Genomic DNA, 15502 nt, shown 5'->3' on the forward strand with positions numbered 1-15502 from the left:
TCAGCTGAGTCCTTCAATGCAAAGATCAAAGCATTTAGAAGCCAATTTAGAGGAGTAAAAAACATAGAATTCTTTCTATACAGATTAACTACAATTTTTGCTTAAACACAACAATTAGGATTGATCCATTATTCGTCCCCTAATTCGCATCCTGTAAAAACAAAAAACCCCGAAACGTAAGTTTCAGGGTTTTTTTGTGGTACCTCCAGGAATCGAACCAGGGACACACGGATTTTCAGTCCGTTGCTCTACCAACTGAGCTAAGGTACCTCGCCAAAGCGGCTGCAAATATAAAATCATATTTTAAACTGCACAACACTTCTGGATAAAAATACTGATTTATTTTTTGAGCTTTTTGTAATTCGGTGAGTCTGAGGGGTAGAGTATTTGTATTTTTACAAAAATTTTTCAGCGCATGACGACCTTAGCCATAGATTTTGGAAATACCCGGGTGAAATTTGGACTTTTTAAGGATGGAGATCTTGATGCGTCCTATTCGGTACTTGCTGCTGAAGCTCAAAATCAATTTATAAATCTTCACGAAACCTCTAATCCTGATGCAATTGTGTTCTGTGCTACAGGTAATTCAAAAGATTTTGTCACGTTCCTAAAAAAAAGAGGTCTTTCGTATGAAGTTATTGAAGCCGGTACGCCGGTGCCTTATAGTAATTTATATAAAACCCCGGAAACGCTGGGCCTGGACCGAAAAGTGCTTATGGTGGCTGCTTATAAAGAATATTCGGCCTATAACACCCTGGTAATCGATGCGGGCACTTGTGTGACTTATGATTTTAAAAACAAGGAAAATGCTTATCTGGGGGGTGCGATATCGCCGGGTTTGCAAATGCGTTTTAAGGCCATGCATCAGTTTACGGCAAAACTTCCTGATTTGGAGGTTTCAAAAGATGCCGTTGATTTAATAGGGACAGATACGTATAGCGCCATGCAATCGGGAGCTATTAATGGTTTGGTTGCTGAAATTGACGGGTTAATCGACCGATATAAACTCGAATACGACGAGTTAAAGATTATTTTAACAGGAGGGGACGGGCTATTTTTGTCTGATAGATTAAAAAATGGCATATTTGCGGACTCAAATTTTCTCCTGAAAGGACTCAATTACATAGTAGAATTTAAAAGGACTTAATGATCAAAAGAATTTTAATTGTTGTTTTAATAGGCTTTACAGTTTCAGGCTGGGCTCAGGAAGGAAATACATCACCGTATTCATTTTATGGTTTAGGCCTTTCTAATTTTAAAGGTTCTGTTGAGAACCAGGCGATGGGAGGCATAAGTATTTTGGGAGATAGTATTCATACCAATTTTAGAAATCCTGCCGGTTACGCTGCTTTAAAGCTTACCAATTTCACCCTTGCAGGAAGTCATACAGAAACCAGTTTGACCTCAGATGAGGGAAGCGGTAGCGTAAATTCTACAACGATCGATTATTTATCGCTTTCATTTCCCGTTTCGAGGAAGTTGGGCGTTGGTTTTGGTCTTATACCTCAAACCTCAGTAGATTATGCAAATATCGAAATATCTGAAGACCAAATAAGTCAATACAGCGGTAGAGGTGGTGTAAATCGCGCTTATTTAGCTGCGGGACTTGAACCCTTTAAAGGTTTTAGGATAGGAGCTGAAGCCAGCTATAATTTTGGAAGCATACGCAACGAGATTATACAGGCCGATTCAGATCAGCAATATGCAATTCGTGAGATAGATCGTTCAGATGTGAGCGGGTTTACTTATAATTTGGGACTTCAGTACGAGCAAAATCTGGGTAAAGGTTATTTGCTTTATACATCGGCAACGTTTCAGCCGGAGACGGCATTAACTCTAGAGAATGACCGCTCGCTTCAGTCTGTATTGTACTCTGCAGCTGATAGGGCAGTAGCTGGCGTTGTTGAATCTCAGGATTTTCGTTTAGCAGATTCTGAAATGATTATGCCAAATGAATATTTTTTAGGTCTGGGTACCGGGAAACGCAACGTATGGTTTGCCGGGGGTCAGGTAGAGTTTGCAGAAACCAGTAAGAATACTAACCGTTCCTTCAGTTTGAATAATGTTACCTATCAGGATTCTTATAAATATCGTCTAGGTGGGTATTTTATTCCGGATTACAATTCAATCACAAGTTATTTTAGCAGAGTCACTTACAGGTTAGGTGCGCGCTATGAAGAAAGTGGTTTATACATACAAAATGAGTCGATTGACGAGTTTGGCATATCTTTTGGACTTGGGTTACCGTTAGGACGCGGATTCAGCAATGCCAACTTGACATTTGAATACGGCCAGCGTGGTACAAATAACGCAGGCTTAGTAAAAGAAGATTTTTTCAAAGTTGGTCTTAGTTTATCTCTCAACCCACTTAGACCGTGGTTTGTGCCTAACAAATACAACTAAAATTCTTATTATTGCTATTAAAACCTTTCAAACGATGAAAACTAAATTTAAATTACTTTTTGTAGCTCTTATTGGAGCGGTAAGCTTTGCCAGCGCGCAGGCTACAGAAGAGTGTGTGACAACGATGTCTATATTTTCAGAGCACGCTAAAGTGAAAAATTACGATGCAGCTTACGAGCCTTTTATGAAGCTTCGTAAAGATTGTCCTACTACTTCATTTGCGTTGTACCAATATGGAGAGCGTATTCTTAAAGACAAGATCGAAAAATCTTCAGGGGCCGAGCAAAAAGCATTTCTTACTGATCTGCAAAAGATGTATCAGGAAAAGAAAACACATTTTGCCAGTAAAACCAATGAAGGTGAGGATATCTCAGAACTTGCCCTGGTAATGTATGAAAACAAAATAGGTACTACCGAAGAGCAGTATGAAATGTTCAAAAAAGCATGGGAAACTGATAAAGCCAGCTTTAGAAATGCAAAAGGTCTTTACGTATTCTTCAACCACGCAGTAAGTCTGCAGGAAGCAGGTAAGATTGAGTTGCAGGAGGTTTTTGATCTTTATGATGGTGTTCAGGGACACATTACCGAAATCCAAAACAACTATGCGACCGATATGGAAAAAATTCTTGAGAAGAATGAAGCAGGTACTGCTTTAACCCCTCAGGAAAAACAACTTGAGAAAGCTGCAGAGGTAAACCTTTCTAACTATTCTAAAGTTTCCGCAGGTGTAAATGGTATGTTAGGTAAACTGGCTGACTGCGATCGTCTGATTCCATTTTATCAGGCTGATTTTGAGGCTAAGAAAAATGATGTGGCGTGGGTTAGAGGTGCCGCAGGACGTTTGGTTTCTAAAGAATGTACAGATAGTGAGTTATTTGTTTCTCTGGTAGAGCAATTAAATACACTTGAGCCATCAGCTCAAACTTCATATTACTTAGGTCGTCTTGCTGAACAGCGCGGTGAAAATGCTAAAGCATTAGAATACTATGAAGAGTCTGCAGAGCGTCAAACTGACCCTGCTGAAAAAGCTAAAGTATACTACCGTTTAGGTGAGAACTTTAGAGACAAGGGTAATTACCCAAGAGCGCGTACCTATTATCAAAAGGCTGTTGCATCTCAACCGTCTATGGGTATTGTGTACTTGAGAATAGCTTCAATGTATGTGTCTAGTGCCAATAACTGTGGTAACACCCGTTTTGAGAAACTTGCAGTGTATTGGTTAGCCGCAGAGACTGCTGCAAAAGCCGGTCGTATAGATCCTTCGCTTGCTGATACTGCAAATAAAACTGCTGCTTCATACAGAGCTAGTGCTCCTACTAGAGAGATGATCTTTAGTGAAGGTAATGCCGGTCAGCGTATTAACTTTACCTGTTGGATTGGCGGTGGTGTAACCGTACCCAGTCTATAAGTGAAACGATATTCACAACATATAATTCTAAACTTAGTCACAGCATTTGCTGTGACTTTGTTTTTTAGCTGCGGAAACAATGCTGAAGACATTCAGAAGTTTAACCAGCGTTCCGAAGGGCCTTCTGCCGAGGGGGAAGGGGTGTTGCTTAAATATACAGACTCCGGTAAAGTAGTGGCAACCTTAAAGACCCCGTTAATTATAGAATATGGTCTTGCTGATTTCCCTTATGAGGAGTTTCCTAAAGGGGTAGAAGTGACTTTTATAGACGATAATAAAAAAGAAAACTACATCACTGCAGACTATGCGATTCGGTATAAGCGATCAGGGCTTATAGATTTGCGAAAAAACGTCGTGCTGATCACCAGCGACTCCACGCGGTTAGATGCTTCGCAGTTGTTTTGGAGCCAAAAAGATGAATGGGTGTTTACCGATAAACCTTATACCATAGACTTTCCCGACGATTCTTATAATAAAGGAGATCTTTTCGATAGCAGTCAGGACTTCAAAAATTTTATATCTTTAGAAAATCAAAGCCGTCTGTACGTTGAAGATAACGCTACAGAAGCTCCCAAAGACAGCATAAACTAATGTCTAAATACTTTAAATACTTCGAGTACGCGTATCTGTTTTTTGCAGCATTGTTTTTATATGAAGCAGCGCGAACGTGGACTGAAGAACCCTCAAAAGCCTATTTTTTTCTATTTTTTGTAGTGGTCGCTGTAGGCATGTATTTTTTTAAACGCAGGTTTAGGAAGAAATACGAGCAACGCAATCAAAATTAATTATGGAAACAGAGATTCTTATCATCATTGTTTCTTTAATACTTTCCGCCTTTTTTTCGGGGATGGAAATCGCTTATGTATCGTCTAATAAGATACATATTGAGATTGAAAAAAAGCAAAATGACCTTATTGCCAAAGTGCTTACCCGGTTAACGCAGAAACCTTCCAAGTTTATAGCTACCATGTTAGTGGGTAATAACCTGGCGTTGGTGGTCTACGCTTATTATATGGGAGGGATTTTACAAAACTGGCTCGAACTGGCAGATTTTGGGTATCCCTGGCTTACTGCATTTTTTGTAGAATTCAGCCTGCTTACCCAAACCATCATCTCAACATTGCTTGTGCTTATTACAGCGGAGTTTTTACCCAAGGTTTTTTTTCAGATTTACGCCAATACGCTACTTAAATTTTTTGCCATTCCCGCTTATCTGTTTTATGTAGCCTTTAGCTTTTTGTCCTCATTCATTATCTGGATTTCAGATAAAGTGCTTAAAAAGTTTTTTAAAACCGAAGGAGACGAGGTGCAACTGGCATTTACCAAAGTTGAACTGGGTAATTACATCACAGAGCAAATCGAGTCTGTTGAAACTAATGAAGAACTGGATTCTGAAATCCAGATTTTTCAGAACGCACTTGAGTTTTCGGAAGTGAAATCCCGGGAGGTGATGATTCCGCGTACCGAAATTGTGGCGGTAGACCGGGAAGATAGCCTGGCAGAATTGCGAAGTCTTTTTACTGAAACCGGACTCTCAAAAATTTTGGTTTACCAAAACTCTATAGATGATATTGTAGGCTATGTGCATTCGTTTGAGCTTTTTAAAAAGCCGAAAAGTCTGGAAGAAGTGCTTATGCCGGTCATTTTTGTACCCGAAACTATGCTGGTTAAGGATGTTTTGAGTATTCTGATAAAGAAGCGTAAAAGTATCGCAGTAGTAATTGATGAATATGGTGGTACCAGCGGAATGATGACCGTTGAAGACATTGTGGAGGAACTTTTTGGTGAGATTGAAGACGAGCACGATAGTGTTTTGTTAATCGAAGAGGAGCTAGGGGAGGACGTTTATAAATTTTCGGCCCGTCTTGAAGTTGATTACATTAACGAAACCTATAAATTAGAACTTCCCGAAGATGAAAACTATGAGACTCTAGGAGGTCTTATTGTAAATCACACTGAAGGAATCCCTGCTGAAAACGAAATTGTAGACATCGAAGGTTATCAATTTCTCATTCTTGAAACCACAAATACCAAGATAGAATTGGTTCAGGTTAAAGTTCTTGATAAGGACTAAAAGGCATTCTGCTTCAGCATATTTACATTAATAAACCGGGTTTTATTATCAAAAAGGCTAATCTGCCCTATCGCAGATTTTTATAGCTGTATTTTGACTCGATTACATTTTATTTTTTCATTTAAAATGGTATTTTCGCCCACTATTTTACAAACACATAAAAAATGGCAGTTTTAAACAAAATTAGACAGCGGTCTGTATTTCTTATTGCGATTATAGCATTGGCTTTATTTGCATTTGTACTGGCTGATGTATTTCAAAACGGTGGATTTTCTACCCAGAAGTCACAGCGTATAATTGGTTCGGTGAATGGAGAGGATATAGATCAGCAGGAATTTGCAAGCCGGGTTGAAGCTCAGACTGCACGTTACGGTGGTAATATAACAAACACTCAGGCGGTTAATGCAGCCTGGGAAGAAGAATTGCGTCGCATCCTACTGGACGAGCAATTTGAAGAACTGGGCATCAGCATCGAGCAGGATCGCATCAATGACCTTCTTAAAGAAGCACTTGAAAACGATCCCAGCTTTCAGACTGACGGTGTTTTTAGTGAGCAAAAATTAAAAGAGTATATCGCTACATTGAAGTCTACAAACCCTACTATGTACGATCAGTGGGTGGCTTATGAAAAGCAGTTGGCTAAAAATGAGCAGCAGCAAATTTACTTTGACCTTGTAAAAGCCGGTATCAACACCAATTTCAAAGAAGGTAAGATGGCTTATGAGATGGAAAATAACCTGCGTAACATCGAGTTTGTTCAGGTTCCTTATACCTCAATTGAAGACGATAAAGTAAATGTGTCTAAATATGACATCGAGGCTTATATCAAAGAGCATAAAGATGCATATCAGGCCGAAGCTTCACGCAATCTGCGTTATGTACTCTTTTCGGAAGATGCTACTCTAACCGACGAGGACACCATTAAATCTTCTGTTGCAAAATTGCTTAATGATCGTTTGGCTTATACTGCAGCGACCAAAACCAACGATACCGTGCGTGGTCTTACCAGGACTGCAAACGTAGAAGATTTTGTAAACGAAAACTCAGACCTTCGTTACAATGACAGTTTCCTGTTTAAAAATGAATTACCTGTTGAAGTTTCTGACGCACTTTGGGCTTTGAATGAAGGTGATGTATACGGACCTTATAAAGACAACGGTTTCTACAAAATATCTAAAGTAGTAGCAGTAACTCAGATTCCAGATTCTGTACAATCATCACACATTTTATTAACCTATCAGGGGCTTCAGAATGCAGCAGCTCAAACCCGCACAAAAGCCGAAGCTAAAGAATTAGCAGACAGTCTTGCAGGAGTAATCAGAGCCACGCCTTCAAAAATGGCAGAGCTTGCACCTGAGTATTCAGCAGATGGAAGCAAAGAAAAAGGAGGAGACCTGGGTTATGTGACCAAAGGTCGTTTCGTTAAGCCTTTTAATGATTTTGTATTTAATGGTTCTACCGGTGATGTAGGTGTTGTGGAGTCTCAATTTGGTTATCACGTAATTAAAATTGACGATCAGAAGAACAGACAACGTGCTATTAAATTAGCTACTGTTGCTAAAGAGATCACACCTTCTCAGCAAACCATTAATGACGTTTTCAATAAGACGACCAAATTCCAAATGGCGGTTAGCGAAAACAAAAATGGTTTTGAAGATATCGCAAAAGAGAATAACTATACCGTACGTCCTGTAAACAACGTAAAATCTCTTGATGAGACTATTCCGGGTCAGGGCAGTCAGCGTGAAATTATTCGTTGGGCATTTGATGAAGATCGTAAAACCGGAGATGTAAACCGCTTTAATGTAGACGGTGGTTATTTGGTTGTTCAGGTTACTAAAAAGACTGAAAAAGGCCTGATGTCTGTTGACGAGGCTTCACCACGTGTAACTCCAATTCTTAGAAATGAGAAAAAGGCAGCAATGATCAGAGAAAAAATCTCAGGAAACGATCTTAATGCAATCGCCAGCGCTAATGGCGTGAGTGTACAAACTTCAACCGGAGTTAACCTTAAAAACCCAACTCTTGCCGGTGCAGGTACCGAACCTAAAGTAGTGGGTGTAGCTTTTGGCCTTGAAAAAGGTGAGGTTTCAAAACCTATAGATGGTGATAAAGGAGTTTATGTGGTTAAAGTAACCGAAATCACACCGGCTCGTGAGCTGGATAACTACGCAAGTTTTGCAATTCAAAAGCAAAATGCCGATCGTGCTACTGCAAATGGTCGCGTGTATCAGGCATTAAAAGATGCTGCTGAGATTGAAGATAAACGCGCAAGCATTTACTAATAAACCATAAGTAGAAAATAGATATAAAAAGAGCCGCTTCAAAGCGGCTCTTTTTTTAGTTTATTACCATTTCATCAAATGGGATCAGCGTTGTATAGCCTTTTTTCCTAAAGTATTCCTGTTCATCTACGCCACCTGTCGCGAGAATAAAGTCGCCACCCCAGCCGCCCAGGCTTTTGATACTGCCGCTGTAGTCTTTAAAAAGCGTCTGCTTGATGGGTGCGGTATTTAAGGCTTTAGCGATTAATTGCTCGTGAGCCTCAATGAGCATACAGAAACTGGTGAGGTCTTCACACTTCAATACGGTCTCACTAATCCCTGAAATTTTGGTCTTGAGAAGTTCCTGTCCCGCTTTAGGTTGATTGCGGTAATTAGAGATGGCATCTCTGCTGTTTTGTTTTTTATTGAGATAGACGAAGAAAAGCTGTTTACTAAAGGGAGGCTTAAAAGTGGTTTGATAAACAGTAGGCTCTCCCAGGTTTTTTTGGTATAAAATAGCCGCCTCAGCGCCTGCGCAGGCCAAATCGTAACCACTACCCCCAAAGGTGGTTTCCAGTAGGCTGTACGGATTAATTTGTGCCCATTTTGCCAACATATAAACCAGCGTAGAAGACGATCCTAAACCCCAGTTGCGGTCAAATTCAAGTTTTGTGGTGATCTTCAGGCCGCTTTGTTCTGCCAGAAATTGCGGATTCAGCTTTTGAGCAGCTCTAAATAATTGAAGCAGGCGTTGTTTAGGGTCTTCGGGCTTTGCGATTTTCGCTTCGCTGATTTCAGGGTAGGTTAATGTGGTTTCAAACCAAATTTTCCCATCTGCATCCTGACTTTCCCAGTAAATGCCATTTTGGTCACTCGACTCTATGTATAGATGTTGCCCTTTCTTTGTGGGAACAGCTAAAGCTAAAGCACCGTCAAGCACGGCGTATTCGCCGGTTATTAAGAGTTTTCCGTGTGCGTAAAAATGCAACATGCTTAAGGTTTTTTAGATTCTTGCGGGTGGTTTAATATCCACTTGCGCAGGTTGTAGATGGCCTTTACCGCTTCTGGAGTTGCTGTATTTGCGACAATAATCACGGCCAGACCTTCATCTGCATTAATAAATGTATGGCAATAATAGGTGCCGGCACTTCCGTCGTGAAAGGATATCCGATCTCCGTCACTAGTAGAATTCCCCCAGCCGTAGGCATACGGACTTTGCCCAAAATGAAGCCGCTTGTAATTTTCAGCCTTGAGGTAATTTGATTTACCGGCAAGTCCGTTTAGATTCAACTGTATAAACTTGCTGTAGTCTGCAAGATTCAGTGCCACATCACCGGCGCTTGACATGAAATTGGGCAGTCTGTAATCGTGTGTAGGTTCAAGTGCTGTAAGACTTCCGCCTTCAAACCAGTGTCCCCAGGGGTTTTCTGATGTTTCTTTATTTGGGAAGCCTACAAACCAGTCGAGGTTTAGGTCATCCATCGTTTCTTCAAGAAGCTGGCGGTAGGTTTTGCCGCTTGCTTTTTCGAGCATCAGTGCTGCTAAAACATACCCGGCGTTAGAATACGCTCCTTTTTTTACCGGTTTATCCTTCAGGATGCTTTGGGCGAAAGCATACCGGTTTTCGGAAGCGCTTCCTTTTAAATTGCGAAATTTTGCCAGTTCAATTCCTTTGGTATAGGGCGGAATAAAAGCCTGATGACTGAGTAAATCTCCTAAGGTTATTTGATGATATTCTGGTTGTGCATCAGTTTGAAATTCCGGGAAAAGCTGAAAGAAGGGGGTTTCGAGCTTTAGTTTTCCTTCTTCAATAAGATGCATTGCCATAAAAGCGGTAATCGCTTTGGTATTTGAGCCTAAATGGAATTTGGCATCGGGACTTATTTTTTCTTTTTTTCCAAGTTTTGCTTTTCCGTTTACATAACTAAAAACGGAGTCTGTGGTAATAAGACTAACCCCAATAGCCGGAATCTGAAATTCCTTTTGAGCCTGCTTTATTTGTTCCTGCAAATCTGTAGAAAGCTCTTGAGAGAAGCTGAAAACCGGAGCTAAAACTAAAAAGAAAAGGAGTAGTTTTTTCATTTTTCTACCGTGTTTCGCAAACCTTCCATGAATTGCTGCACCGCATTGTGACTTACTTTATGGGTTTTAAAATGACTGATGGCCTGTTCCTTTTCGGTCTTTGTGGCTTCAAGCAGGTTGAGCATGTTCATCAGGTGCATTTTCATATGTCCTTTTTGAATGCCCGTAGTGGTGAGGGATTTTACGGCTCCGAAATTCTGAGCCAGACCCGCCACGGCAATAATTTCCATAAGTTGGGGTGCGCTGGGATTGCCCAGCATTTCCAAATTTAGTTTTACAAGCGGATGCAGCTTTGTAAGGCCACCCACCGTACCCAAAGCCAGCGGTATTTCAATCCAAAACCGGAATTGATCGTTACTTATTTCGGCGTGGGTAAGACTGCTGTATAGGCCGTCTTTTGCTGCATAGGCGTGCGCCCCCGCTTCAATGGCTCTAAAATCATTGCCGGTGGCGAGTACCACTGCATCAATACCATTCATAATGCCTTTGTTGTGCGTAACCGCACGATAGGGCTCTACTTCTGCTATGCGTACCGCCTGCACAAACTTTTCGGCAAACTCCTGTGGGTCTATGCCGTCAGCTTCTGAGAGTTCACCCACCGCACAGTTTACTTCGGCCCGCACCACACAACCGGGAACGTAGTTTGATAGGATGCTCATCACGACCTGTAACGTTGTGTTTTCGGTTTTTGAAGACCAGGACGCAAAAATGCGCTGCCAGGATTCGCTCAGTTGTTCTAAACAGGTGTTTATAAAATTAGCACCCATGGCATCAAGCGTTTCAAAAGTTACGTGAAGCTGGTAATAGTGTTCTAAAGCTTCGGTTTTACTGATGAGTTGAAGCCCCGTGATCCCGCCGCCACGCTTTTCCATAGATTGAGTAAGCGGTTTCAAATCGGCTAAAAGTTCCGCTTTGCTGGCTTCAAAAAGCGCCTTAAGTTCAGATTCTGCGCCGCTATAAATAAAATGAACCTGTCCTATTTTTTCGGTTCCGAGAATTTCAGCCTTAAAACCCCCTCGTGACATCCAGAATTTTGCAGCCTTGCTGGCAGCCGCTACCACCGAACTTTCTTCAATAGCCATAGGGATGGCAAAAGTCTTATTGTTGATGACAAAATTAGGAGCGATTCCCAGCGGTAAATAATAATTGGTGACGGTGTTTTCGATAAACTCATCGTGCAGTTGCTGCAGGTTGCTATCGGTATTCCAGTATTGTTTAAGTATACTTTCGGCCTGAGGATTTTGGGATAAAAAGTTCTGGGTAAGCCAGTTGATTTTTTCTTCTTTACTCAGCTTTGAAAAACCTTGAATGGTATGCGACATAATTTGGACTGATATTTTAACCGGTAAAACTCGTTTTGTGCTACAAGTTTTATAGGGGTAGCAATTTAATTTAAAATACGCTTTTATAGCCTAATTAAGTCTATTCCATTCTGAAAAATGCACTGTAGTATGTGACTTTAAAAGTGGCGCGATTTTAGGATAAAGTTTTTCCAATGCTGAAATAACCGCAATAAAAACCTTGTTTACCTCTTTTTGAATAGGTATTTAACAAGGGAATTGCGCGTTCTTTAGTTAATTTTTAGTAAAATTGGCGGACTATTTTTAAGCCTGACCGGGTTTAAAACCACGCACCCCGGTGCGATCACACTCTTAAATTTTTTATATGTCTATACGAAAAGCAGGCGCCCTGATTTTATTCCTCTTAGTGGGAGCCGTTTATGCTCAGCAAAAACAAATCACTTTAGAAGAAATTTATAACGGTACATTCAGGATGCAATACCTGGATCGTTTGCACTCGATGAATAACGGGAAGGAATATGCCGTTCTCAACACAGACCGCAATACCGGCACCAAAACTCTTGATGTTTACAGCTATAAAACCGGAGATAAGGTTTCTACCCTTATTAATTCAAAGCAGATTGAAGGACTTGATTATTTTATAGGCTATACGCTGAGTGATGACGAAAGTAAAGCACTCTTAAGTACCAATCTGCGCTCTATTTACCGTCGTTCAAGTCTTGGGGTGTATTATGTGTATGATCTAAAAACCAAAAAACTTATCAAGGTTGCAGATGATGCCATTCAGGAGCCTACTTTTTCTCCGGATGCTTCAAAAGTAGCGTACGGATTAAACAATAACCTGTATGTGAAGGATTTAGAGACCGGTGCTACCACTCAGGTTACCACAGACGGGGCTGAAAATAAAATCATCAACGGTATCACAGACTGGGTTTATGAGGAAGAATTTGCCTTTGTACGTGCTTTTGACTGGAATGCAGATGGGACCAAATTGGCTTACATCCGTTTTGATGAGACTGAAGTGCCTGAATTTTCCATGGATGTTTTCGGTAAGGAATTGTATCCTTCTCAGGATGTATTTAAATATCCAAAAGCAGGCGAAGCTAACGCTACGGTGAGTTTGCATATCTATGATTTGGAAGATCAAAATACTAAAGCAGTTGACCTTTCCGGATTTCAGAATTATTACATCCCAAGGCTGGAGTGGACTCCCGATGCTGATGTACTGGCAGTGCAAACCACAAACCGAAAGCAAAACGACGTCAACCTGCTTTTTGTAGATGGCGCTTCCGCGAAAGCGAAACTCATTTTGTCTGATACAGACGATGCTTATGTGGATATTACCGATAACCTTACGTTTCTGGATGAAAACGAGTTTCTTTGGACCAGCGAAAAAGACGGTTGGAATCACATCTACCACTACGATCAGGATGGAAAACTCATCAATCAGGTGACTAAAGGCCCCTGGGAGGTGACCAGTTACTACGGTTATGATGCTAAAAATAAGCGGGTGTTTTACCAAAGTTCAGAAAACGGTTCAATCAACCGCGGAGTGTATTCGGTAAAGCTGAATGGTTCCGATAAAAAGGCACTAAGTGCAGATGCGGGTACCAATTCGGCTAACTTCAGTACTGATTTCACCTATTACATCAACAGTTTTTCAGATGCTTCAACCCCTTATGTGTTCACGCTGCATAGTGCCAAAGACGGAAAACTCATTCGTAAGATTAAAGACAATCAGGCCTTAAAAGATCAATTTTCAGAATACGTGATTTCCGAAAAGGAATTTTTCACCCTTCCGATAAATGGCGAAGAACTTAACGCTTATATGATTAAGCCAAAAGATTTTGATGCTTCTAAAAAGTATCCGGTTTTTATGACCCAGTATAGTGGTCCCGGTTCACAAAGCGTAGCAAACAGCTGGGGTGGTGGTAATGACTATTGGTTTCAGATGTTGGCACAGGACGGCTATATCATCGTGTGTGTTGACCCACGCGGGACCGGTCTAAAAGGCCGTGATTTCAAAAAAATGACTCAAAACGAATTGGGCAAATATGAGGTTGAAGATCAGATCGCTGCTGCTCAGGCTTTAGGCGAGCGCCCTTATATTGATGAAGATCGTATCGGAATCTGGGGATGGAGTTACGGCGGTTTTATGGCTTCAAACTGTATTTTTCAGGGAGCCGATACCTTTAAAATGGCCATCGCAGTTGCGCCGGTTACCAGCTGGAGGTTTTACGATTCTATTTATACCGAGCGTTATATGACCACGCCGCAGGAAAACGCGAGCGGTTATGACGAAAACTCACCTATTTCGCACGTAGATAAACTGAAAGGAAAGTATTTATTGGTTCACGGTAGTGCAGATGATAATGTACACGTACAAAACACCATGCGCCTAATTGAAGCTTTAGTACAGGCTAATAAACAGTTTGACTGGGCAATTTACCCAGATAAAAATCACGGTATTTATGGCGGAAACACCCGTTTACACCTCTATACCAAAATGACCAATTTTATTAAAGACAACCTATAATCCTTTTATATGACACAAGCAGCACAAGTCGCCAGACAAAAAGAATTGTTCGGCCATCCGGTAGGACTTTATATTTTATTCTTCACAGAGATGTGGGAGCGTTTTTCGTACTACGGAATGCGGGCAATATTGGTATTATACCTTGTTGCAGAGGCAACTTCCGGCAATCCCGGTTTGGGTTGGACAAACGCTGAAGCCCTTTCGTTGTATGGAACTTATACCATGCTTGTGTATGTTTCTTCCATTCCCGGAGGTTGGATCGCAGATAAGTTTTTAGGTCAGAAAAAATCGGTGCTATACGGAGGTATTCTGCTGGTTGCGGGGCATAGTATTTTGGCCATTGAAGAAATGTGGGCTTTTTATACCGGTTTGGGTTTGATCATTGCCGGAGTTGGAATGCTGAAGCCTAATATTTCAACTATGGTAGGTGGCTTGTATAAAAAAGGTGATATCCGCAGAGATAAAGGCTTTACTATTTTTTATATCGGTATTAACCTGGGTGCTTTCATCGCTAGTTTACTGGTTGGAACCGTAGGGGAAGTTTACGGTTGGCACTACGGTTTTGGTCTTGCAGGAATTGGAATGGCTTTAGGGCTATTGCAGTATTTATTTGGGCAGAAATATCTTAAACACGTAGGGAATTTTATTGGAACCTCTCTGGATCCCGAAGAGATTGAAGCGCGTAACAGACCATTAAACAAACAAGAGAAAGATCGGGTTGTTGTTCTTTTTGTTTCCTTTTTAATGGTAATTGTTTTTTGGGGTGCTTTTGAACAGGCAGGCGGTTTAATGAATTTATATGCATCTGAGAAGACAGATCGCTTTTTGTCATTTTCACTTCCATTTATAGGTAATGAAGTTCCGGCTTCCTGGTTTCAGTCTCTAAACTCTTTGTTTATCATTTTATTAGGTACCAGTGTTGCGGCATACTGGGCGAAGCGTAAACTTAAAGGAAAAGTAGCTACATCTCTTTTCAAAATGGCGATGGGGCTTATTATTATGGGTACCGGATTCTTCTTTATGACAGCGGCTTCAGCGCAATTTCAGTCTAATGGAGCATCAGCAATGTATTGGTTAGTAATTGCTTATTTATTCCACACCGTCGGTGAACTTTGTCTTTCTCCGGTAGCCTTATCATACATTACAAAACTTGCTCCCCTTAAATATGCATCAATTATGATGGGTGTGTATTTCGCGATGACCGGTTTTGGAAATAAAGTAGCCGGTCTTTTGGGAGAATCAGCATCTCAATTAGGCGAGTACACGATTTTTACAGGAATCGCTATTTTCTGTATCGCTTTTGCGCTACTTGTTTTGGTTTTTAGAAACAAGCTCGAAAAGCTTACTCACGGGGCAGAGGATAATGAACGTGAGATGCTGGAGCAGGAAGATTATGAACTGGCAGACCCTAAAATCAACAATTAAGATTTAGTA

General features: G+C 40.9%; 12 protein-coding genes and 1 tRNA gene. 9 read left to right on the top strand and 4 right to left on the bottom strand.

Features of this window, described 5'->3' with window-relative positions; genetic code table 11:
- Positions 1-197: 197 nt before the first annotated feature.
- Positions 198-270 (bottom strand) — tRNA-Phe (locus tag LLW17_RS12305).
- A gap of 145 nt (positions 271-415) precedes the next feature.
- Between LLW17_RS12305 and LLW17_RS12310 the strand changes: the two genes are divergently transcribed.
- The 7 genes from LLW17_RS12310 (at position 416) to LLW17_RS12340 (ending at position 8170) form a co-directional block, all read left to right on the top strand.
- A complete protein-coding gene (locus tag LLW17_RS12310; protein WP_228230590.1) occupies positions 416-1147 on the top strand; it encodes a type III pantothenate kinase in 732 nt (243 codons plus the stop codon).
- Positions 1147-2403 (top strand): BamG family beta-barrel-assembly machinery protein, encoded by a 1257-nt coding sequence (gene bamG, locus LLW17_RS12315; RefSeq protein ID WP_228230591.1) that lies wholly within the window; start codon positions 1147-1149, stop codon positions 2401-2403. Before LLW17_RS12310 ends, bamG begins: the two co-directional genes overlap by 1 nt.
- Positions 2404-2437: 34 nt before the next feature.
- Entirely contained in the window at positions 2438-3811 is a 1374-nt protein-coding gene (locus LLW17_RS12320) for a tetratricopeptide repeat protein (protein WP_228230592.1), read from the top strand.
- Positions 3812-4402 carry an LPS export ABC transporter periplasmic protein LptC gene (gene lptC, locus LLW17_RS12325; protein WP_228230593.1) on the top strand — a complete coding sequence of 197 codons (591 nt, stop codon included), beginning with the start codon at positions 3812-3814 and terminating at the stop codon, positions 4400-4402.
- Positions 4402-4596, top strand: coding sequence for a hypothetical protein (locus LLW17_RS12330; RefSeq protein WP_228230594.1), 195 nt, complete (start codon positions 4402-4404; stop codon positions 4594-4596). The genes lptC and LLW17_RS12330 overlap by 1 nt, the downstream gene beginning before the upstream one ends.
- A gap of 2 nt (positions 4597-4598) precedes the next feature.
- Positions 4599-5885, top strand: coding sequence for a hemolysin family protein (locus LLW17_RS12335; protein WP_228230595.1), 1287 nt, complete (start codon positions 4599-4601; stop codon positions 5883-5885).
- A 164-nt stretch (positions 5886-6049) separates the two neighbouring features.
- Positions 6050-8170: a peptidylprolyl isomerase gene (locus LLW17_RS12340; RefSeq protein ID WP_228230596.1), complete on the top strand. Its 2121-nt coding sequence runs from the start codon at positions 6050-6052 to the stop codon at positions 8168-8170.
- A 55-nt stretch (positions 8171-8225) separates the two neighbouring features.
- Here the strand turns inward: LLW17_RS12340 and LLW17_RS12345 are convergent, their stop codons facing one another.
- From LLW17_RS12345 to LLW17_RS12355, 3 genes are read right to left on the bottom strand one after another with little or no spacing between them, the layout of a single operon-like run.
- Positions 8226-9140 (bottom strand): GYDIA family GHMP kinase, encoded by a 915-nt coding sequence (locus LLW17_RS12345; RefSeq protein WP_228230597.1) that lies wholly within the window; start codon positions 9138-9140, stop codon positions 8226-8228.
- 2 nt (positions 9141-9142) lie between these two features.
- Complete coding sequence (locus LLW17_RS12350) at positions 9143-10231, bottom strand: serine hydrolase domain-containing protein (RefSeq protein ID WP_228230598.1); 1089 nt, start codon at positions 10229-10231, stop codon at positions 9143-9145.
- Positions 10228-11553 carry a hydroxymethylglutaryl-CoA reductase, degradative gene (locus tag LLW17_RS12355; RefSeq protein ID WP_228230599.1) on the bottom strand — a complete coding sequence of 442 codons (1326 nt, stop codon included), beginning with the start codon at positions 11551-11553 and terminating at the stop codon, positions 10228-10230. The genes LLW17_RS12350 and LLW17_RS12355 overlap by 4 nt, the downstream gene beginning before the upstream one ends.
- Before the next feature lie 343 nt (positions 11554-11896).
- On the opposite strand from LLW17_RS12355, the gene LLW17_RS12360 reads away from it, so the two are divergent.
- Both LLW17_RS12360 and LLW17_RS12365 read left to right on the top strand, forming a co-directional pair.
- Entirely contained in the window at positions 11897-14068 is a 2172-nt protein-coding gene (locus tag LLW17_RS12360; protein WP_228230600.1) for a S9 family peptidase, read from the top strand.
- A 9-nt stretch (positions 14069-14077) separates the two neighbouring features.
- Entirely contained in the window at positions 14078-15493 is a 1416-nt protein-coding gene (locus LLW17_RS12365; RefSeq protein ID WP_228230601.1) for a peptide MFS transporter, read from the top strand.
- The last annotated feature ends 9 nt before the right edge of the window (positions 15494-15502 follow it).

This window comes from Leeuwenhoekiella parthenopeia (assembly GCF_020782115.1).
Classification (GTDB): Bacteria; Bacteroidota; Bacteroidia; order Flavobacteriales; family Flavobacteriaceae; genus Leeuwenhoekiella; species Leeuwenhoekiella parthenopeia.